At 62.8% G+C, this 20,815-nt stretch carries 19 protein-coding genes and 1 pseudogene; 14 read left to right on the top strand and 6 right to left on the bottom strand.

Annotated features, from left to right (window positions below):
* The first annotated feature begins 39 nt into the window (after positions 1-39).
* The 10 genes from tssB (at position 40) to ACL9RJ_RS18530 (ending at position 12,257) form a co-directional block, all read left to right on the top strand.
* Entirely contained in the window at positions 40-591 is a 552-nt protein-coding gene (tssB, locus tag ACL9RJ_RS18575; RefSeq protein WP_017129423.1) for a type VI secretion system contractile sheath small subunit, read from the top strand.
* 28 nt (positions 592-619) lie between these two features.
* Positions 620-2,107, top strand: coding sequence for a type VI secretion system contractile sheath large subunit (gene tssC, locus ACL9RJ_RS18570; RefSeq protein ID WP_017129424.1), 1,488 nt, complete (start codon positions 620-622; stop codon positions 2,105-2,107).
* Between the two features lie 76 nt (positions 2,108-2,183).
* Positions 2,184-2,681, top strand: a complete 498-nt coding sequence (locus tag ACL9RJ_RS18565; RefSeq protein ID WP_103033076.1) for an Hcp family type VI secretion system effector — start codon at positions 2,184-2,186, stop codon at positions 2,679-2,681.
* Positions 2,682-2,696: 15 nt separating this feature from the next.
* Positions 2,697-3,146, top strand: a complete 450-nt coding sequence (gene tssE, locus ACL9RJ_RS18560; RefSeq protein ID WP_178990822.1) for a type VI secretion system baseplate subunit TssE — start codon at positions 2,697-2,699, stop codon at positions 3,144-3,146.
* Positions 3,130-4,923 (top strand): type VI secretion system baseplate subunit TssF, encoded by a 1,794-nt coding sequence (gene tssF / locus ACL9RJ_RS18555; protein ID WP_017129426.1) that lies wholly within the window; start codon positions 3,130-3,132, stop codon positions 4,921-4,923. Before tssE ends, tssF begins: the two co-directional genes overlap by 17 nt.
* Positions 4,887-5,906: a type VI secretion system baseplate subunit TssG gene (gene tssG / locus ACL9RJ_RS18550; protein WP_177118805.1), complete on the top strand. Its 1,020-nt coding sequence runs from the start codon at positions 4,887-4,889 to the stop codon at positions 5,904-5,906. Before tssF ends, tssG begins: the two co-directional genes overlap by 37 nt.
* Before the next feature lie 2 nt (positions 5,907-5,908).
* Complete coding sequence (gene tssH / locus ACL9RJ_RS18545; RefSeq protein WP_178990826.1) at positions 5,909-8,467, top strand: type VI secretion system ATPase TssH; 2,559 nt, start codon at positions 5,909-5,911, stop codon at positions 8,465-8,467.
* Positions 8,468-8,633: 166 nt separating this feature from the next.
* Positions 8,634-9,611: a hypothetical protein gene (locus ACL9RJ_RS18540; protein ID WP_103033078.1), complete on the top strand. Its 978-nt coding sequence runs from the start codon at positions 8,634-8,636 to the stop codon at positions 9,609-9,611.
* 81 nt (positions 9,612-9,692) lie between these two features.
* Positions 9,693-11,702 carry a type VI secretion system tip protein VgrG gene (tssI, locus tag ACL9RJ_RS18535; protein WP_178990820.1) on the top strand — a complete coding sequence of 670 codons (2,010 nt, stop codon included), beginning with the start codon at positions 9,693-9,695 and terminating at the stop codon, positions 11,700-11,702.
* Positions 11,703-11,711: 9 nt separating this feature from the next.
* Positions 11,712-12,257, top strand: a complete 546-nt coding sequence (locus tag ACL9RJ_RS18530; RefSeq protein ID WP_177118803.1) for a toxin-antitoxin system YwqK family antitoxin — start codon at positions 11,712-11,714, stop codon at positions 12,255-12,257.
* A gap of 3 nt (positions 12,258-12,260) precedes the next feature.
* On the opposite strand, the gene ACL9RJ_RS18525 is transcribed toward ACL9RJ_RS18530, so the two are convergent.
* The gene (locus ACL9RJ_RS18525; protein WP_017129431.1) at positions 12,261-12,656 is read right to left on the bottom strand and encodes a DUF4280 domain-containing protein; all 396 of its coding nucleotides are present in this window, start codon (positions 12,654-12,656) and stop codon (positions 12,261-12,263) included.
* 99 nt (positions 12,657-12,755) lie between these two features.
* On the opposite strand from ACL9RJ_RS18525, the gene ACL9RJ_RS18520 reads away from it, so the two are divergent.
* A complete protein-coding gene (locus ACL9RJ_RS18520; RefSeq protein ID WP_017129432.1) occupies positions 12,756-13,619 on the top strand; it encodes a LysR family transcriptional regulator in 864 nt (287 codons plus the stop codon).
* Between the two features lie 3 nt (positions 13,620-13,622).
* Here ACL9RJ_RS18520 and ACL9RJ_RS18515 read toward each other — a convergent pair whose 3' ends face one another.
* Positions 13,623-14,003, bottom strand: coding sequence for a CZB domain-containing protein (locus ACL9RJ_RS18515; RefSeq protein ID WP_244861912.1), 381 nt, complete (start codon positions 14,001-14,003; stop codon positions 13,623-13,625).
* A 51-nt stretch (positions 14,004-14,054) separates the two neighbouring features.
* Positions 14,055-14,393 (bottom strand): annotated as a pseudogene (locus tag ACL9RJ_RS18510) (methyl-accepting chemotaxis protein); the annotation flags it as partial.
* 726 nt (positions 14,394-15,119) lie between these two features.
* Between ACL9RJ_RS18510 and ACL9RJ_RS18505 the strand changes: the two are divergent.
* On the top strand, positions 15,120-15,854 hold the full coding sequence (locus ACL9RJ_RS18505; protein WP_017129434.1) for a class II aldolase and adducin N-terminal domain-containing protein: 735 nt from the start codon (positions 15,120-15,122) through the stop codon (positions 15,852-15,854).
* A 43-nt stretch (positions 15,855-15,897) separates the two neighbouring features.
* Here the strand turns inward: ACL9RJ_RS18505 and ACL9RJ_RS18500 are convergent, their stop codons facing one another.
* The 3 genes from ACL9RJ_RS18500 to ACL9RJ_RS18490 all read right to left on the bottom strand — a co-directional run bounded on the left by ACL9RJ_RS18500 (position 15,898) and on the right by ACL9RJ_RS18490 (position 19,853).
* Positions 15,898-16,929, bottom strand: coding sequence for a GlxA family transcriptional regulator (locus ACL9RJ_RS18500; protein WP_017129435.1), 1,032 nt, complete (start codon positions 16,927-16,929; stop codon positions 15,898-15,900).
* A gap of 30 nt (positions 16,930-16,959) precedes the next feature.
* On the bottom strand, positions 16,960-18,621 hold the full coding sequence (locus tag ACL9RJ_RS18495; protein ID WP_422765535.1) for a choline dehydrogenase: 1,662 nt from the start codon (positions 18,619-18,621) through the stop codon (positions 16,960-16,962).
* Between the two features lie 62 nt (positions 18,622-18,683).
* A complete protein-coding gene (locus tag ACL9RJ_RS18490; RefSeq protein ID WP_017129436.1) occupies positions 18,684-19,853 on the bottom strand; it encodes an aromatic ring-hydroxylating oxygenase subunit alpha in 1,170 nt (389 codons plus the stop codon).
* A 272-nt stretch (positions 19,854-20,125) separates the two neighbouring features.
* Here ACL9RJ_RS18490 and ACL9RJ_RS18485 point away from each other — a divergent pair, with 272 nt between their 5' ends.
* The gene (locus ACL9RJ_RS18485) at positions 20,126-20,476 is read left to right on the top strand and encodes a hypothetical protein (protein WP_042937104.1); all 351 of its coding nucleotides are present in this window, start codon (positions 20,126-20,128) and stop codon (positions 20,474-20,476) included.
* Positions 20,466-20,780, top strand: a complete 315-nt coding sequence (locus ACL9RJ_RS18480) for a helix-turn-helix domain-containing protein (RefSeq protein WP_017129438.1) — start codon at positions 20,466-20,468, stop codon at positions 20,778-20,780. Before ACL9RJ_RS18485 ends, ACL9RJ_RS18480 begins: the two co-directional genes overlap by 11 nt.
* Positions 20,781-20,815 lie beyond the last annotated feature (35 nt).

The following is a 20,815-nucleotide window of genomic DNA, read 5'->3' as shown; positions in this document are numbered from 1 at the left end:
GATGCATTGCGCCCGCTCAACGCATCGGAGTCAGCCCAAATGGCCGAAAGTACCCAGCACAAGCTCGACCGGATTCGTCCGCCGCGCGTCCAGATCACCTACGACGTGGAGACCGGTGGCGCCATCGAGAAAAAGGAACTGCCCCTGGTGGTCGGCATCCTCGCCGACCTGTCGGGCAAGCCCGTCAATCCACCGGCGAAACTCAGCGAACGACGCTTCGTCGAGATCGACCGCGACAACTTCAACGAAGTCCTCACGTCCATCGCCCCGCGCTCGGTGCTGCAGGTCAGGAACACCCTGGCCAATGACGACAGCAAGCTCAATATCGAACTGAAGTTCGGCCATATCGACGACTTCGACCCGGTCAAGGTGGTGGAACAGGTCACCCCGCTGCGCCGCCTGTTCGAGGCCCGCCAGCGCCTGCGCGACCTGCTGACCAAGCTCGACGGCAACGACGACCTGGACAAGCTGCTGCGCGACGTGATCGCCAACACCGAAGGCCTGCAGGAGATCAAGTCGTCCGCCCGCGTGCAGGACACCCCGGCCGCCAACGAAGACGGCGTCGCCCCTGCCGAAGAGCCACAAGCCTGATCGCCCACCCACTCACGGAGGATTTGTCATGCCCAGTTCAGCCAGTGCCGAAAATACCAGCAGCGAAGGCAGTACCCAGACGTTATCCCTGTTGGACCAGATCATTGCCGACGGGCGCATGGCCCACGACGACAGCCAGCAGGAATATGCCCGCGACATGCTCGCGGAGTTCGCCACCCAGGTCCTCGATGAAGGCATGGCGATCGACAAAGACACCGTGGCGATGATCAACGACCGCATCAGCCAGATCGACAAGCTGATCAGCGCCCAGCTCAACGAAATCTATCACCACCCGGACATGCAGAAGCTTGAAGCCTCCTGGCGCGGCCTGCACATGCTGGTGCAGAACACCGAGACCAGCTCGCGGCTGAAACTGCGATTGCTCAATGTCAGCCAGAAAGAGCTGCAGAACGACCTGGAAAAAGCCGTCGAATTCGACCAGAGCTCGCTATTCAAGAAGATCTACGAAGACGAATACGGCACCCTCGGCGGCCATCCCTACAGCCTGCTGGTGGGCGACTACACCTTCGGTCGCCACCCCCAGGACATCGGCCTGCTGGAGAAACTGTCGAATGTCGCGGCCGCGGCCCACGCCCCGTTCATCGCCGCCGCCAGCCCGAAACTGTTCGACATGACCAGCTTCACCGAACTGGCCGTGCCCCGCGACCTGTCGAAGATCTTCGAGAGCCAGGAACTGATCAAGTGGCGCTCCTTCCGTGAAAGCGAAGACTCGCGTTATGTTTCCCTGGTCCTGCCGCATACCCTGCTGCGCCTGCCCTACGGCCCCGACACCAAGCCGGTGGAAGGCATCAACTACGTCGAAGACGTGAACGGCTCGGACCACAGCAAATACCTCTGGGGCAATGCCGCCTGGGCCCTGTCCCAGCGCATCACCGAGGCCTTTGCCAAATACGGCTGGTGCGCGGCGATCCGGGGTGCCGAAGGCGGTGGCGCGGTGGAAGGCCTGCCGGCCCATACCTTCCGCACCAGCTCCGGCGACCTGTCGCTCAAGTGCCCGACCGAAGTGGCGATCACCGACCGCCGCGAGAAGGAGCTCAACGACCTCGGCTTCATCGCCCTGTGCCACAAGAAGAACAGCGACGTCGCGGTCTTCTTCGGCGGCCAGACCACCAACAAGTCCAAGCTCTACAACACCAACGAGGCCAACGCCAACGCGCGGATCTCGGCGATGCTGCCCTATGTGCTGGCGGCGTCGCGCTTCGCTCACTATCTGAAAGTGATCATGCGCGACAAGGTCGGCAGCTTCATGACCCGCGACAACGTGCAGACCTACCTCAACAACTGGATCGCCGACTACGTGCTGATCAACGACAACGCGCCCCAGGAAATCAAGGCGCAATACCCGTTGCGCGAAGCCCGCGTCGATGTCACGGAAATCGCCGGCAAGCCCGGTGCCTACCGCGCCACGGTGTTCCTGCGGCCGCACTTCCAGCTGGAAGAGCTGACCGCTTCGATCCGCCTGGTCGCCAGCCTGCCACCACCGGTCGCAGCCTGAGCCTGTGCCCGCCGACCACCTGGCCGGCGGGTTTCCCCCTTCTTTGCAGTGACCACCCTTTCAGGAGTTTCAGGCGATGGATGCAATCATTCTCGACCTCGGCGGCGACATCAAAGGCGACAGCCTGCTCGAGGGCTACAAGGACAAGATCGAGATCATGTCCTACAGCCACAACGTGGCGATGCAAGTGACCAACGACGTCAGCAACTCGGAACGGACGTCGGGCAAACCGCATATCGGCGAATTCACCCTGACCAAGTTCGTCGACACCTCGACCCCGTCGCTCAATGAATACTGCTGCGCCGGCAAACCGATCCCGGAGGCGAAGATCACCATCGGCCGTAACGCCGCCGAAGGCAGCGGGCAGTTGCTGCCGTTCATCATCTACACCCTGACCAATGTGGTGCTGTCCAACGTCAGCGTCAGCGGCGGTGCCGGCGGCAAGCCGGTGGAAACCATCTCGCTGAACTTCACCAAGATCAAATGGGAACTCACCGCGCAGAAAGACGACGGTACCAAGGAAGGCACGGCCGCCTCGACCTGGGACATGGCTGCCAACAAGCTGGTCAAGTAAGGGAGCCGGGCGGCCATGTCAGCGACCGGTATTCTTCCCCCGCTGTTCGAGCGCCTCGCCGGTGGCGAGGATCAAGTGCAGGCGCTGGAAGCCTTCGATCACCAGGCACTGGCCGACTCGGTGCGCGGCGAACTGCTGCGCCTGTTCAACACGCGCCGGGCGCGCGAGGCCCTGACCTCGCCGCCCAGCATTCTCGATTATGGCGTCGCCGACTGGACTGCACTGCAAGGCCAGCGCAGCGACGACCGACGCAAGCTGGCCCGGGAAATCCGCCAGGCCGTGGAACACTTCGAACCCCGCCTGGCCCTCGACGAGGTCGATGTGCAACCGGTGGAAGGCCAGCCCCAGCAATTGAGCATCGTCCTGCATGGCGCCCTGCGCAGCGGTCATCGACATTGGCCGGTGGCCTTTGTCATCGAGAAGACCCACCAGGGTCTCGAGGTCAGCCATGAGCGACTCGATTGATGCCGAACTGCTCGACTATTACCAACGGGAACTGACCTGGCTGCGGCATGCCGGCGGCATCTTCGCCCAGCAATACCCCAAGGTGGCCCGCCGCCTGGAACTGTCGCCGGGCGAATGCCCCGACCCCCATGTCGAACGCCTGCTGGAAGGTTTCGCCCTGCTGGCCGCACGCCTGCAACGCCGGCTGGACGATGACTACGCGGAATTCAGCGACGCCCTGCTGGAACAGCTCTATCCCCTGGCCGTGCGCCCCCTGCCCTCCTGCGCCATCGTCCAGTTCCAGCCGGACCCGAGCAAAGGCAACCTGGCCGCCGGTTATCGCCTGCCCCGGGACACACCGCTGTTCGTCACCACCCGCAAGGGCGAAAGCATCCATTTCCGCACCAGCGCCGAGGTCAACCTGTGGCCGCTGGAGATCACCGAGGCGCTGTTGCTCGACAGTGATGAAGCCCAGGCACTGACCGGGGCCAACCAGGCCCGCTCGGCCCTGCGCCTGAGCTTTCGTTGCCAGGGCAAGACCCTCTGGTCGGAGCTGGAAGCCCAACAGTTGCGCCTGCACCTGGCCGCCTCGCCGGTGGTCAACGCCAGGCTCTATGACCTGCTCGGCGCCCATACCACCCAGGTGCTCGCCGGTCCGCCCGGCAGCCCGCCGCGGCCCCTCGGCGGCCTGCCACGGATTGTCGGTTTCGCCGGCGACGAGGCCTTGTTGCCGGAAGAAGACGGCGTCCATCCGGGCCTGCGCCTGCTGGCCGAGTACTTCGCCTTTCCGGACAAGTTCAGCTTCTTCGACGTGCCCTTCGGTGGTGGCCGGGACGACAGTGAAAGCCTCTACCTGTACTTCGTGTTCGATCACACCCCCGGCAGTCGCCTGCACCTGCAGGCCAGCGATATCGTGCTGGGCTGCAGCCCGGCACTCAACCTGTTCCCGCGTACGTCGGAACCGTTGCGCCCGGACGGCACCCGCAGCGAATACCGGCTGATCGCCGACAGCCATCGGGAAAACAGCGTCGAGATCCACAGCATTCACGGCCTGCGCGCCATGACCCCGCAGGGTGTGCAGAAGGTCCCGGCCTACTACGGCAGCCAGCATGCGCTGGGCGAAAGCCATCTGTACTGGCATGCCCGCCGCATCACCGGGCTGACGCCCAATCGGTTGGGCAGCGACCTGATGCTGAGCCTGGTGGACACCCGCTTCAAACCCCGCGAGGACGCGCCGCAATACAGCGTCACCGCCGAATTGCTGTGCACCAACCGGCACCTGGCACAAAGCCTCGGTGCCGGGACGCCACTGGGCTTCGAGCGCCCGGGACCGGTGGCCTGGGCACGCCTGCGCAATCCGCCCAGCCCGCAGAGTCTGCCGCACCTGGGCGGTGAATCGCGCTGGAAGCTGGTGTCGCAACTGACCCTCAATCACCTGTCACTGGTGGAAGGCCCGCAGGCCCTCGATGCCCTCAAGGAAATCCTCGAATTGCACAACCTGCGCGACGAGGCCAGTGCCCGCCGGCAGATCGAAGGCCTGCTGGGCCTGGCCTGCGAACGGGTGGTCGCCCATGTCGGCGAGGATGCCTGGCGCGGCTGGCGCAATGGCCTGGAAGTGCGGGTGCAACTGGATCCGCAACTTTTCGTCGGCCATAGCGCGGTGCTGTTTTCCGCGGTCCTGGCGCAGTTCTTCTCACTCTATGCCACCGCCAACCGCTTTGTGCGCACGGTGCTGGTCCAGTCCGACAAGGAGGTCAAGACATGGCAACCCCAACCCGGCCAGCCACTGTCCCTCTGAGTCGGCAACTGCGTGACGACCCGCAGGCCTTCGAGCTGCTGCAGGCTCTGTTGTTGCTCGAATGCGAACGTCCGCAGGCCGTGCCGCTGGGCACCGGCACCGCTCCCGATGCCGAAGCCGTGCGTCTACGTGGCCCGCTGACGCCGTTGTTTCCCAGCAGCGAAGTGGAAAGTCTGAAGGAAACCGAGGGGCGGCAGCCGGTGCTGACCACGCCGGTATTCGGTCTCGGCGGCCCTGATGGGCCACTGCCCTATGCCGACCAGGAATGGCTGCAACAACGGGCCCGACAGAAGGACCACGCCCCCGCCGAATTCCTCGATCTGTTCCAGCATCGACTGATCAGCCTGCTGTATCGGGTGATGCGCAAGCATCGGGTCGCCGTGGGCTTTGCCTTGCCCGCCGCGACACCGGTACACCGCCAGTTGCGCGCCCTCAGTGGCCTGCTGCCCAAGGCCCTGCATGACCGCGGCGCCCTGCCCGACGCGGCGGTACTGGCGCGCAGTGCGCTGTTTGCCGGTGGGCGACGCTCATTGGCGGGGTTCGCGGCGGTGGTACGCCAGCATTTCAACGTCGCGGTGGCAGCCGAGGCCTATATCGGCGCCTGGCGGGAAATCCCCCCGGCCAGCCGCAGTCGCATGCAGCCCGGCGGCCGCAACCTGACCCTGGGCCGCGATGCCGTCGCCGGCACGCGGGTCTGGGATGAACATGCCGGCATCCGCCTGACCCTCGGCCCGCTGCCCAATCACCAGGCCGTGCGCTTTCTCCCCGACGGCGAAGCGCATCCGGCCCTGGCCGCCCTCGCCGGCCTGTACTTCGGCCCCGACCTGGATTGCAGCCTGACCCTGCTGATCCGCGGCGCCGGACCGATGACCCTCGACAGCGTCGCACCGCCGCAACTGAGCTGGAATGGCGGCCTGCAAGCGCAACCCACTGAGCATGTGCAACGGATCGAAACCCGCTTGCGCCAACTGGAGATCGCTTGAGCATGGAACTGGGCAGCCTGATCGGACGCCTCAACGCCGACAACCGTCGCGCCCTGGAAAAGGCTGCCCAGCGCTGCCTGCAACGGGGTCATCACTATGTGGAAATCGAGCACCTGCTGCTGGAACTGCTGGAGATCGAAGGCGGCGACTTTGCCTGGCTGCTGCCGCGCTTCGGCCTGGAGCGCGATGCCTTGTCGGCGGAGATCAACAAGGCCCTGGAACTGTTCAAGTCCGGCAGCACCCGGACCCCGGCGCTGTCGGCACAGACCATCGGCCTGCTCGAAGACGCGGTGGTCCAGGCCAGCGTGCTCGGCCTCGACAGCATTCGCTCGGGGCTGTTGCTGCTGGCCCTGCTCGACCGCGACGAGCGGCGCAGCCTGCTGCTCAACAGCGCCTCGTCATTGCTGAAAATCCCCCGGGATGCCCTGCGTAGCAATCTGCTGGAATGGACCGAGAACTCCCGCGAACATACCGGGCCGAAACGTTCGGCTGCCACTGCCACGGAAAAGCCCGCCCACCGCAACTCGGCGCAGGACTCGGTGCTGGACCAGTACACCCAGGACCTGACCGCCGATGCCCACGCCGGGCGAATCGACCCCATCGTCGGCCGCGACGGCGAGATCCGCCAGTGCATCGATATCCTCCTGCGCCGCCGGCAGAACAACCCGATCCTGGTGGGCGCCCCCGGGGTCGGCAAGACCGCGGTGGTCGAGGGCCTGGCCCTGCGCATTGCCGCCGGCGATGTCCCCCCCTCGTTGCAGGAAGTCAGCCTGCGGGTCCTGGACCTGGGCCTGTTGCAGGCCGGGGCCGGGGTCAAGGGCGAGTTCGAGCAACGCCTCAAGGGGGTGATCGATGCGGTGCGCGGTGCCGACAAGCCGATCATCCTGTTTATCGATGAAGCCCATACCCTGATCGGCGCGGGCGGCGCCGAAGGCGGCAGCGACGCGGCCAACCTGCTCAAGCCGGCGCTGGCCCGGGGCGAGTTGCGCACCCTGGCCGCCACCACCTGGATGGAATACAAGAAATACTTCGAGAAAGACCCCGCCCTGGCCCGGCGTTTCCAGCTGGTGCAAGTGGAAGAACCGGACGAAGCCACCGCCGTGGAGATGCTGCGCGGGGTGGCGGCCAAGCTGGAACAGCACCACGGTGTGCAAGTGCTGGATGCCGCGATTCACGACGCGGTGAAGTTGTCCCATCGCTACATCTCCGGGCGCCAGTTGCCGGACAAGGCCATCAGCATTCTCGACACGGCCTGCGCCCGGGTCGCCCTCGGTCAACATGACGTGCCGCCTCCGCTGGAAAGCCTGCGCCATCGCCAGCAGAGCCTGAAGGAGGAAGTCGACCGTCTGCGCCGCGAACAGGCGACGGGACTGGACCACCGCGAACGCATCACCGTGCTGGAAAGCGAGTCCACGGGCAATCTGCAAGCCATCCGCGAGCTGGAAACCCGTTGGGGCGAAGAGCGCGAGGCAGTACGCGAGCTGTTGGAAAAACGCCGTGAATTGCTGGCCCTGAGCGACAGCCTGGACAACGGTAAATCCGACCAGGAAACCGATGGCCGCATCGATACCCTGGCTGCCGAACTGGTGCGCCTGGAAGCCGGGCTCGATGCCATCCGCCAGGACGATCCGCTGGTGCCGGAACAGGTCGACTCGAAAACCGTGGCGGCGGTGATTGCCGGCTGGACCGGGATTCCCGTGGGCAAGATGCTCGCCGACGAAGCCCACGCCGTACGCACCCTCGGCCAGCGCATGGGCCAGCGGGTGATGGGCCAGACCACCGCGCTGGGAACCATCGCCCAGCGCCTGCAGGCTTATCGCGCCGGGCTGACCGACCCGCAGAAACCGGTGGGAGTGTTCCTGCTGCTCGGCCCCACCGGCGTGGGCAAGACCGAAACCGCCTACGCCCTGGCGGATGCCCTGTATGGCGGCGAACGCAACCTGATCAGCATCAACCTCTCCGAATACCAGGAAGCCCACACCGTCAGCCAGTTGAAAGGCGCCCCGCCCGGTTATGTCGGCTATGGCAGCGGTGGCGTACTGACCGAAGCCGTGCGGCGCAAACCCTATTCGGTGGTGCTGCTGGACGAAATCGAAAAAGCCCATCCGGATGTACTGGAAGCCTTCTACAACGTCTTCGACAAGGGCGTGATGGAAGACGGTACCGGGCTGGTGGTGGACTTCAAGAACACCGTGATGCTGGCCACCAGCAATGTCGGCGCGGAGTTGATCCTGGATACCCCCATTGCGCAACTGGGCACCGATGCCTTCAACGAGCATCTGCGCAAGGTATTGCTGCAAGCCTTCCGCCCGGCGTTCCTGGCGCGCATGACGATCGTGCCTTATCGGCCACTGGATGAAACGACCCTTGAAGGCATTGTGCTGGCGAAACTGGAGAAACTGCGCGAGCGCTACAAGGCCGCGACCGGCAAGCAGTTCGAGTTTGATGCCGGGATTGTGAAAGCCGTACTCGCCAAGTGCAGCGCCGCGGGTGCCAGGGATGTCGAGAATGTGTTGATGACCCAGGTGACGGGGAAACTGGCGGAGTGGGTGTTGGAATGAAATACAGAACAGCAACTTTCCTTAGAAAAGCTCACCCTCAATACACAGTCATAATTTTACTCCACGAAAACATCGAACACATCGCCATTCAACTTTTATTTCTAGAAAACGTAAATTTTCTGAACTTTATTTGAAAATCCACACATCTCTTTAAAAAGGATAAAACATGCACAAAGGAAAATACGGAACATACTTCGCAGATAGCCTTAAGCAAGCAACAGAGATAAATCAAGGCGCCCTGATTTATGGAAATTTCATGTTCGATCCTGTAACAAAAGGCGGCACAAGCAACCCTAACAACTTAAGATCCGAATTTGGAGTTGTCGCACTAGTAAAATTTTGCGGCTTCATCCTGGGTAATTTCTCAAATGCCGGAACAGAAAAAGTCTACAATGTAAATGGTGTAAGCCAACATGGAAATCATGCTGAAGACCAATTTATGTCTGCTTGGGAAGAATTTACTGAAACATCAGTCTACAAGGAAATCCTAGCACTACAAACGCTTAATCAAAAAAAACCTTACATCACAATAAAACTATCACGCTCTCCTTGTTCAACGTGCACACCAAAACTGATCGAGTTCATCAAGTCAAATAAAATTAAAATTCGTATGAAATTACTCCAACTCTATGGAGGGGAGGAAGGTTTACTGACCAATCGGCTAAGTGTTCTAGCTCTCATCAGCTACGGCTATGCGATTAAGGTATGGGACGCACAAGCACCTAGAAAAGGTTTCAGAGCAAGGACGAAGGCCAATTTACCACATGAAATGATGTTCGCAACGATTCACCTAAAAAACTCGTCCCGCGATGAAGAAATGGATGCCGACCGCCTACTTTCCCCCGAGGAAGAAGAGTTCCTTAACTTTCGACATTATGTCGAAGAATCCAGCAGAAAAATTGATGAACACCTGCTAGAAGCATATAGCTACTTCTCAAACCCGCCCGACATCTTAAAGCTGGATTCATCAAAAAGAGAGAAAGCAAGAAAGCTTCAAGAATATATGAAAATTATAAAAAAAGAACCTGACCTCTACAATCGTGTTCTTCTACTTGAACAGTACTACACAAATGCCCGCCCCTTAACGGCTGACGGCACTGGGGAAAGTGGCGCTACCAGCAGTAACGCTGCGATGCTTGATTAGTCACTCTAAGCGAAAGGACTTCATTTATCGATCGTCGGAAATGAATGCTATATCTATATCCCTTGTACTTGAGATACCTCAATGCCCCGCTCCGTCGATACCAACACCAGCCTGTCCCTGACCGCCTCATCACTGGCCGCGCTTTACCCTGCGTCCTTTTCCGGAGAGGAGCTCCTCAACCAGCTCGGCCAATACAACCTGCTGGGTCTCAACGACGGCACCACCCTCACCCTGTCCACCGCCATCGCCACCCATGTCACCGCCACCGTGCACAACGACGCCCTGCTTCGTCCACTGGACGCCCTGGTCGCCGAAATCCGCCAGTTACCCGCCGATGCCACGGCCGAGCGCTATCAGCTGGTGCTGAGGCCATGGCTCTGGTGGCTGACCCTGGCCAGCAACAACCGCGTGTTCCAGAACCTCAGTACCTCGGATATCGTCACCACGATCTTCAAGGCCCATGCCTTCACCGATTTCAAACTCTCGCTCACCGGCAGCTACACCCCGCGCGAATACTGCATCCAGTACGGCGAGACGGATTTCGCCTTTGTCTCGCGGCTGCTGGAGGAAGAAGGCATCTTCTGGTTCTTCACCCATGAGGACGGCAAGCACACCCTGGTGCTGGCGGACAGCAATGACGCGTTCCCGCCGATCCCCAACGGACCGAAAGTGCCGTACCTGGGCCAGGAAATCGGCGTGCGCGAACTGCACGGCATCCGCTCGGGCCAACAGTGCCTGCAGGCCGTCGCCGGGACCTACAAGACCACCGACTACGAATTCACCACCCCCACTACTTCGCTCTACGGCCAGGCCGAAGCGGTTGCCGGACCGCGCTCGATCTACGAGCATCCCGGCGGCTACACCGCCAAGGCACGCGGCGATACGTTGACCAAACAGCGGGTGGATGCCCTGCGCAGCCAGGAAAAACGCTTTGTCGGCGAAAGCGATTGCCGCTGGCTGGTGCCGGGGCACTGGTTCACCCTCACCGGTCATGATGACGCCAGCCTGAATATCGACTGGGTCGTGACGTCGGTGACCCACGAAGTCGATCACGAAAACTACCGCAATCGCTTCGAAGCGATTCCCAAGGCGACCGCCTTTCGCCCGACACGCAGTACGCCCAAACCACGCATGCACACGCAGACCGCCCTGGTGGTGGGCAAGTCCGGCGAAGAAATCTGGACCGATGAATATGGCCGGATCAAGCTGCAGTTTCCCTGGGACCGCGACGGCAAGAACGATGAAACCAGCTCCTGCTGGGTCCGCGTGGTCCTGCCCTGGAGCGGCAAGGGCTTCGGCATGCAGTTCGTGCCGCGGATCGGCCAGGAGGTGATTGTCACCTTCATCGACGGCGACCCGGACCGGCCGCTGGTCACCGGCTGCGTCTACAACGGCGACAACGCCCTGCCCTATGCGCTGCCGGCGAACCAGACCCAGTCCGGGATCAAGACCAACTCGTCCAAGGGCGGCGGCGGGTTCAACGAGCTGCGCTTCGAGGACAAGAAGGATGCCGAGGAAGTGTTTCTCCAGGCCCAGAAGGACTTCAAGATCAATGTGCTCAACGACACCACCGCCACCGTCGGCCACGATGAAACCCTCACGGTGCAGAACGCCCGCACCCGCACGGTGAAAGAAGGCGACGAAACCGTGACCCTGGAAAAGGGCAAGCGCAGCGTCACCATCCAGACCGGCAGCGATACCCTCGATGTGAAGGACAGCCGTACGGTGAAGGTCGGTGCCGACCAGACCCACAGCACCGGCGGCAATTACGAGCACAAGGTCACCGGCAACTACAACCTCACCGTCGACGGCAACCTGACGATCAAGGTGACCGGCACCCTGACCCTGCAAAGCGGCGGCAGTTTCGCCATCAAGAGCGATGCCGACCTGGCGGCCCAGGCCGCGACTTCCATCAGCCAGAAGGCCGGAACCTCGCTGAGCAACCAGGCCGGCACCTCGCTGGAGAACAAGGCCGGCACCACCATGACCAACGATGCGGGCGTCAGCCTGATGAACAAGGGCGGTGCCGAGCAGACCGTCGACGGCGGCGGCATGCTGACCATCAAGGGTGGCCTGGTGAAGGTCAATTGAGGAACGCACATGAGTGAGTCGACGAAGCTCGACCTGATACGCGGCGACAGCCATCTCACCGGCCGCCTGCTGGACGACCAGCTGGAAGGACCGCTGAAGATCGAGGAAGCCGGGCGTCCCCAGGCCAGCCTGAGCTACAGCCAGGGCGAGTTGCAGGGGCTGTCGACGCTCTATCACCCCAACGGCAAGGTCTCGGCCCAGGTGCCCTACCAGGTCGGGAAAACCCACGGCATCGCCAGTTTCTTCAGCCCGGAAGGCGTCCTGCAGCGCAAGGCCGGTTATCGTCACGGCTTGCTACATGGCGAGGCGACCAACTACTTCGCCGATGGCAGCGTCGCGGAAGTCGAGCACAATCGCGATGGCGTGCGCGACGGCCTGTACCAGCGCTTCCACCAGAACGGCCAGCTCGCCCTGAGCAGCCGTTATCGCAACGGCCAGTTGCTCGATGCCGGACAGCCCTATGCCGAGGACGGTCGTCCGCTGGACGCCGAGGGCAAGCCGATCTCGCGCTGGCGCTGGTGGTGGTTGCGCCGTGAAGGTCCGGAAGAAGCCTGAGTTTCAGGGAATCAGCATCTGCACCTGCCCCGGCACGACGATCTTGATCACCCCGCCCCATGTGCACATCACGCAACTGTTGGCATCCAGCGCCGGCATGCTGCCCAGCAGCAGGGTCGGCGGGCCACCGGGAATCCAGGGCGCGGCGGTGGCCGGGATGCACGGCATGGGGGTCAGCACGCCGAGGGCGGCGGCGGTCGCGGCGGCCACCATCGGATTGGCGATGCTCTGGCACATGGCGAAGGTGCCGATGTTCACCAGCGGAATGTAGTCCATGATATTCGCGGCGGGCATGCTGCTGGTCAGGGCCCGGTTGATCGGCAAGACGTTGAGCATGCCCGGCGCGGCGCCGAAGCTGCATTGCAGGGTGGCGCCGCTGCACACCTGGGGACTGCCCATGGCGCTCTCCTTTTCCTGTTGGCTGCGGGACACTGGCAGCGTAGACCAGATCGGCTCGTTAGCGATTACACTGTCTTTCCTTCGCGCCCCGGACGCCCCATGGATATCGACCTCGCCCGCACCTTTCTCGAAATCGCCCGCTACGGCAGCCTGGTGGCCGCCGCCGAGAAACTGCATGTGACCCAGACCGCGATCACCGCCCGGGTGCAGAAACTCGAAAGCCAGCTCGATGCCACGCTCTTTGTGCGCAATCGTGCCGGTGCCAGGCTGACGGCGGATGGCGAGGCCTTCGTGGTCTATGCCAACCAGCTGGTGCAGACCTGGGAAGCCGCCCGCCGCGACCTGCCGCTGCCGGACGGGTTCAACAACGTGCTGCATATCGGCGGCGAGGTCAGCCTGTGCAATCCGTTGATCCTCAGCTGGGCCAAGGCCTTGCGCGAGCAGATCCCGACCCATGCCCTGCGCACCGAAATCCGCGACGGCGAGCAGTTGCTGCGCCAGCTCGAACTGGGTGTGCTGGATGCCGCCCTGGTCTATCAGCCGGCGTACTGGCCGGGGTTGCAGGTGGAGCAGTTGCTGGAGGAAAAGCTGATCCTGGTGCGCCTGGCGGAAAAGCCCGAGCCCTATGTGTACATCGACTGGGGCGAAGACTTCCGCCGCCAGCACGACGCCGCCCTGCCGGACAAGGCGCGGGCCGCCGCCAGCTTCAACCTGGGGCCGGTGGCCCTGCAGTTCATCCTCGGCAACGGCGGCGCCGGGTATTTCCGTACCCGGGTGGTGCAGAGCTATCTGGACAGCGGCGTCCTGGAGCGGGTGCCCAAGGCGCCGGAGTTCAGTTACCCGACCTATCTGGTGTACGCCCGCGAGCGGGACTCGGCCACCCTGCAGAGGGCCTTCGAGCTGCTGCGCGAGATCGTCAAGGCCGACAGCGACTGGTCCCAGCGCTGGGACCCGATGATCTGAGTCTCAGACCGGGCTGGTTTGCGCCCGCCGTTCATGCTCGGCGAGCACACTCTGGATGATGTCCATCACTTCCACGTTCGAGCGCTCCATCACCGCCAGTTGCACCAGGGTCTCGTCGAGCCGGCCCTGGCGGTGGGCGGCCAGGGCCTCGGCACCGGCCGAATGCACCAGACCATGGGGACGTTCGATGCGGTTGAAGGCCTTGTAGCTTTTCAGCTGCTGATTGCCTTCGCCGTAGTACCAGCGACCGAACGGGCAGTCATGATCGCTGATCAACGGCGCCTCCACAGCCTCCCCGAGTATGCCTTCATAGACCGAGACCTTCAGCGACAGCTCGGCCAGGTTGGCCTGTTCGATACCCGCCCGGAAGCATGACTGGCTCATCTCCTGCTGCATGCGCTGGGCCAGGGTATAGACCTCGAACATTGCCCCACCGGCTTCGTTGGTCAGGCCATGAAACACGCTGGCGGTGCTGGCCTGTTGCTGGATGCTGCTCTGGGCGACACCGATCATCGCCTTGATATCGGCGGTTTCGCGAATGATGTCCTGGGTGGCGCTGGCGGTCTTTTCCGCCAGGTCGCGGATCTCGCTGGCGACCACCGCGAAACCGCGACCCGACTCACCGGCCCGGGCCGCCTCGATAGCCGCATTGAGCGCCAGCAGGTTGGTCATGTTGGCAATGGCGCTGATCAGACCGACGATCCGGTCGATCTCGCTGGCGCGGATCACCAGTCGCGAGATCTGCTCGTCGAGGTCCGCCAGCCCGTCCTGCATGACATGGGTCTGCTCTTGCAGGACACCGAACTTCTGCTTGTTCTGGATCGCCGCCACGGCCACGCTCTTGGCCCTGTGGTTGTTATCCACCAGGCGCAGGTTGAGGTAATCGAAGGACTCGCCGACATGGGAAATGGAGCGGCCGAATTGCAGCAGGTTACCCGCCAGTCCCTGGTAGAACGCCAGTTCGGCCGTCGGCGCGGCCTGCTGTTCCCGACAATCGCGACCGGACTCCAGTTCGGCGATGCGTTGCCGGGCCTGGTCCAGTTCGCCATTGAGGCGGGCATTGTCCTGCAGCAGGGCGCGATGGTGGCTGGCACGTACAAATATCATGGGGAGGTCCGTAGCTGAGGCTGATGCCATCTTGCCACTCATGATCCGTGCCAGTTGCCGGGGCCTTTAAAATCAAGGCCTGTGAGAGGCCTGGAGTCGTTATGACTCGATGAAAAATGCGGTCATATCGACCATGGGAGTCAGTATGACTACCATGGGCTTGTGGCGTTCTGGAGGTCCTCTTCGCGGGCGAGCCCGCTCCCACAGTGTTCGAGTCGAGGCGAGGGTTTGTGCACGACCCGAAACTTGTGGGAGCGGGCTTGCCCGCGAAGGGGCCGGCAGCCTTTACCCCCCATCGGAAACAATCACGTCAACAAAAGTCGCTTCCCATCAAGCCTTGATCCCCAGCCGCCCTAGACTCTGCAGCATCCGCCGATTGCCCAGGAGCCCGCCATGCCTTCGCCCCTCGATCACCCGTCGCTGCGCAGCCAACTGGCCTGCGCCTTTCGCTGGGCCGCACGCCTGGGCCTGCACGAATCCATCGCCAATCACTTCAGCGTGGCCGTCTCCGACGATGGCCGGGACTTCCTGATCAATCCCTATGGCCGGCATTTTTCACGAATCCGTGCCAGTGACCTGCTGCTGGTCAAGGCCGATGACCCCAGCACCCTCGACCGCCCGGATGCCCCGGATATCACCGCTTCGGCCCTGCACGGCGCGCTGCATCGCAACCAGCCCCAGGCCCGCTGCATCCTGCATGTCCACTCGAAATACGCAACGACCCTGGCCTGCCTGGCGGACTCGCGCCTGCCGCCCATCGAGCAGAATTCCATGCGTTTTTTCGAGCGGGTGGTCATCGATGAAGGTTTCGATGGCATGGGGTTGGGCGACGAGGCCGAACGGGTCAGCCGCCTGCTGGGGGACAAGCCGATCCTGCTGATGGGCAATCATGGCTTGCTGGTCGCCGCGCCCAGCGTGGCCCAGGCGTTCGACGACCTGTACTACTTCGAGCGGGCCTGCGAGGTGTATGTCACGGCGCTGTCGACAGGACGCCCGCTGCGTATCGCCAGCGATGAGGTGGCACGCAAGACGGCACGACAATGGCTCGACTACCCGGGATTTGCCGAGAAGCATTTCGCGGCCCTGCGGGGGATCCTGGAGGAGGAGGAACCGGAGTTTGCACGGTAGGAACCGGCTTGCCGGCTCCCACACAGGTATTACCGGCAACCTGTCATTCTTCGATCAGCGAAGAACGCAGTTCACGGCTCAGCGGCTGGCGCATCACGGGGGCACTGAACACCTGGCTGCGATCCTCGCTGGGCGGGCAACCGAAACGTGCCCGGTAAGTGCGGGAAAAATGCTCCAGCGAACCGAACCCGGAACAGGCCGCGACCTGGGCCACGCTCATCTGTGTCTGCTGCAACAGGCTGTGGGCCCGCGCCAGGCGCAGGGTCATGTAGTACTTGAGCGGCGACAGGCCGGTGTGCTGCTTGAACTGACGTTCCAGCTGGCGCTGTGACAACCCCACCTGGCGAGCGATGGCTTCGCAATCCAGCGGTTCTTCCAGGGCCTGCTCCATCAGCATCACCGCCCGCCGCATCTTCGCCCCCTGCAGCCGCGGGCTGGCCGGACCATCGTCGAGCTGGTTGTCCATGGGCTGGCGTACCCGCCCCATCAGCAGGTGCATGGCGATCTCCCGCGCCAGGTCGCTGTCGACGCTCTGCCCCAGCCAGGCGATCATCATGTCCAGGGTCGAGGTGGCACCGGCACAGGTCAGACGCTGGCGTTCCAGGGTGTAGAGCTGGGGCCGGGCCTTGACCCGGGGATAGCTTTCCTGGAAGCCCTGCAGGTTGTCCCAGTGCACCGCCGCTTCGTGGCCGTCGAGCACCCCGGCCGCGGCCAGCAGCTCGGTTCCGGTTTCCACGCCCATCAGCACCGCGCCGAACAGTGCCTGCTTGCGCAGCCAGCTTTTCAGCGACTGGTTGCGGCTGTGCTTGTGCACATCGAAACTGGCGATCACCAGGCAGGCATCGAAGCCCTGCCCGGCCTCGGGACAACCACTGACCGCCGTGCTCAGGCCGTTACTGGCTGGAACGGGCTGACCATCGAGGGACAGCAGCGTCCATCGGAACAGCGTGCGCTGGCTCAACCAGTTGGCAATCGCCAAAGGCTCGATAACCGCCGCCAGCCCCAACTGGGAAAAGGCCGGCAGCAGCAGCACGGCGATATGCAGCGGCGGTGTATCGCGTGACTCGTGGCTCATCAGTGAACTCCCTCCACCCAACCCGCAGGCTCAGCGTTGCTGGCTCTGCCAGTGCGGATGCACCCACACCGGCACCGAGAGCGCCGGCAACGGCGGTTGCCCGCGGATCATATCGCTGGCCTTCTCGGCAATCATCACCGTCGGCGCATTGGTATTGCCGCTGACGATCATCGGCATGATCGAGGCATCCACCACCCGCAGCCCTTCCACGCCATGGACCCGCAACTGCGGATCGACCACCGCCGCGGCATCGGCGGCGGGTCCCATCTTGCAGGTGCCGCTGGCATGGTAACCGGTTTCCGTGACCCGCCGGGCCCAGGCATCGAGTGCCTCATCGCTCTGCACATCCGGACCGGGCACCAGCTCCTCGCCGGCAAAGGCCGCCATGGCCAGTTGCCCGAGGATTTCGCGCACCAGTCGCGCACCGGCACGCATGTCGGCACGGTCCTGCTCGGTGCTCAGGTAGTTGAAGAGGATCTTCGGTGGCTGGCGCGGATCGCGACTCTTGAGGGTGACACTGCCCAGGCTGGTGGGCCGCATCAGGTCGATATGCACCTGGAACGCATGGGCAGGCACCAGGTCCACCGTGCCCGGTTGCACCGCCAGGGGCATGAAGGTCAGTTGCAGGTCCGGGTGCTCGACCCCGGCCCGCGAACGGATAAAGGCCCCGGCCTCGAAATGGTTACTGGCCGCCAGGCCGTCATGGCGGATGAACCAGCGCGCGCCGATCCACCACTTGCCCGGTGCGCTGGTCCACGGGTACAGCGACACAGGCTTCTTGCACAGGTACTGCACCACCGTATCCGGATGGTCGTTGAGACGCTTGCCGACGCCGGGCAGGTCGTGCAGGACCGTCAGCCCCAGGTCACGCAGCTCCGCGGCCGGGCCGATGCCGGACAACAACAGCAACTGCGGCGAACTGATCGCCCCGGCGGTCAAGAGCACTTCGCGCCGGGCCCGGGCCTGCCAGACGTGACCGTTCTGCTCGTACTCGATACCACAGGCCCGCTTGTCCTTGAACAGGATGCGCAACGCCAGGGCACCGGTCGCCACCTGCACATTGCCGCGCTGCAAGGCTTCGCGCAGGTAACCGCGGGCGGTGCTCCAGCGCCTGCCGTGGCGAGTCGTGCGGTCCACCGGGCCGAAACCTTCCTGGCGATAGCCGTTCAGGTCGTTGCTCGGCGCATAGCCGGCCTGCTCCCCGGCCGCGACGAAGGCGGCACACAACGGCGTGCTGATATCCCCCGGCGTGACATGCAGATGCCCCTGCGCACCGCGATAACTGTCAGGTCCATCGGCATGGTTCTGCGCGCGGATGAAATACGGCAGCACTTCCTGGTAGCTCCAGCCGACGCAGCCCTGCTCCGACCAGTTGTCGTAATCCCGGGCATGCCCGCGGATATACACCATGCCGTTGATCGACGAGGAACCGCCGAGGGTACGCCCACGGGGCGTGCCGATCCGGCGGCCGTCGAGCCACGGTTCGGGTTCCGAGCTGAAACCCCAGTTGTAGCGCGTGCCGCCGACGACCACCCCCACGGCGGAGGGCATGTCGATGGTCCAGCTGTTGTCGGCCGGTCCCGCCTCCAGCAACAGGATCCTGAGCTCAGGGTCTTCCCCCAGGCGGTTGGCCAGGACACAGCCGGCGGACCCGGCGCCGACAATCAGGTAATCGAATTCGTGCTCGGACATGACCGGGCGTGCTCCATCAGAAGGTCTGGGGCGATCGGCGACGCCGATCGCGACAAGCGAACTCAACGGTCGGCAGTACCGTGGATACCCTGGAACACCAGGCGGTGAAAGTGATGCACCAGATGCTCGCTTTCATTGCTGCGCTGCGCGTCGATCATGTAGCGACCCTGGTCGTAGCCCAGCGAGCGCAGGCCCTTCTGCACCGAGATATTCAGCGCGATATCTTCCGGTCCCAGGTCCTCGTTCATCCACTTCATGCAGGCGGTGCTGACCTCGGCCGTGCGGGCGTTGGAGGAGTAGTAGCCGAAGCGCAGCAGCGAGCGCTCGGCATCCAGTGGAATCATCATGAACGAGCCGAGGAACTCGGAAAACGGAAAGGTATAGAAGGTGTTGTTCGGCCACATGCCGATATTGAAGAAGCACTCATCGGGATTCAGGTCGCTGCGCAGCTTCACCCCATAGGCTTCGGTCGCCGACAGGTTGGCCGGGGCCGCATAGGTCCACCAGTTGTCCCGCTTGATCAGCTCGTAGCCCTTGAAGTCGATCAGTCTGGCCAGGTCGATGTGGCACGGGCCGGAGAGCTTGAAGTGATAGCCCTCGATGGAGTTGTCCATGATCACTTTCCAGTTGGCCGGCACGATCACGTCCTGCTCGTCGATCAGTTGCATCTGTTCCAGGTCCGGGAAGACCCGGCGCATTTCCTCGTCGGCGCCGGGGAACAGTTCGCGCAGGGACGGCGCCTGGGGATCGAGGTTGAAGTAGATGAAACCGCCCATTTCCTCGATCCGTACCTTGGGAATATTGAACTGCTGCAATTCGAAGTTCTTCATCCGTTCGCAACGGGGCGCGCCGCGCAGGCTGCCATCCATTTCATAGCACCATGAGTGATAGGCACAGCGCACCACTCCGCCGGTGGTACCGCGCCGCTCTTCCAACAGGCGGTTGCCGCGATGCTGGCAGACGTTATGGAAGGCATGGACCTGTCCTTCACGGTTACAGGCGACCACGATGCTCTGGTCGAACAGGTCGCAGACCACGTATTGCCCGGGCTGGGCGAACTCGTTCCTGTGCCCCGCCACGTGCCAGGCGTGCATGAAAATATTGTCGCGCTCGGCCTGGAACAGTCCCTCATCGAAGAAATAACGCGATGGCAGGGTGAAGGCCTCCTCGGGATTCTGCTGATCCCAACCTTCGACCCGGGATTGTTGTTTCTGGATATGAATAGGTTGCATGGACGTGCTCCTCGACCAGAGTTGAGCGCTCGGTTCGGCTGCCGGCGTTGGAACCTAATCTAGAGCGCCATCCCTGGCCGGGATTGATGGAAAACGACCCGTTGGGCAGGAAAAACATCAATCGCCCTTGACCACCATCCTCTGGCAGGTGCCGCCGCCTAAAGCTGCAAAACGGCAGGAAAAGTCCTGCAAATGAGCTGTCAGGCCTCAACTAGGGTGAAGAGCAGACATATTTTTCCCCTTTATATCCATACGTAAGTAGCGTACAAATAATGAATGCTTTGTTTATCGAACTGCCGCCCTTCGAACGCCATCGCAGAGACTACCTGGGCGACGAGGCATTCCGCTGTCTCCAGCTCGCCTTGCTGCACAACCCAGAAGCAGGCGAGGTCATCCAGGGCACCGGCGGGCTGCGCAAGGTCCGTTGCGTTGACCTGCAACGACACAAAGGCAAACGAGGCGGCATCCGGGTGATCTACTACAGGTGGCCGCAAGGCTCCCAGTTCTGGCTATTCACCCTGTACGACAAGGACGAACGGGATGATTTGAGTCCACAGCAGAAGCACATCCTGAAACAACTGCTGAACAGAGAGATAGAGGCGAGAAACCACCATGAAACGTGACATTTTTGCAGAACTGGTCGAGGGCTTCGATGCACTGGCCGACCAGCGCCAGGGGAAAGTCACCCTGCGTACCCACAAGGTCCAACTGGGCAAGCTGCAACCGATCAGCGCCGATGAACTGGTGGCGATCCGCACCCAGTTGAAACTGTCTCGGGCAGTGTTCGCCCTGTACCTGCGCACCAACACCCGGACCCTGGAGAACTGGGAGCAGGGCCGCGCCAGGCCCAATGCCCAGGCCACCACGCTGATCCGGCTGGTGGAGAAGTACCCCGAAACCGTCGAGCACCTGGCCTCCCTGGGCTGAGGCAACATGAGGATTTGCAACCGGGCATCACGCTC

This window comes from Pseudomonas sp. Mn2068, from assembly GCF_049319725.1.
Taxonomy (GTDB): Bacteria; Pseudomonadota; Gammaproteobacteria; order Pseudomonadales; family Pseudomonadaceae; genus Aquipseudomonas; species Aquipseudomonas gingeri.
The sequence above is the reverse complement of the archived record's forward strand: the minus strand, read 5'-3'. Positions and strand labels throughout refer to the sequence as shown.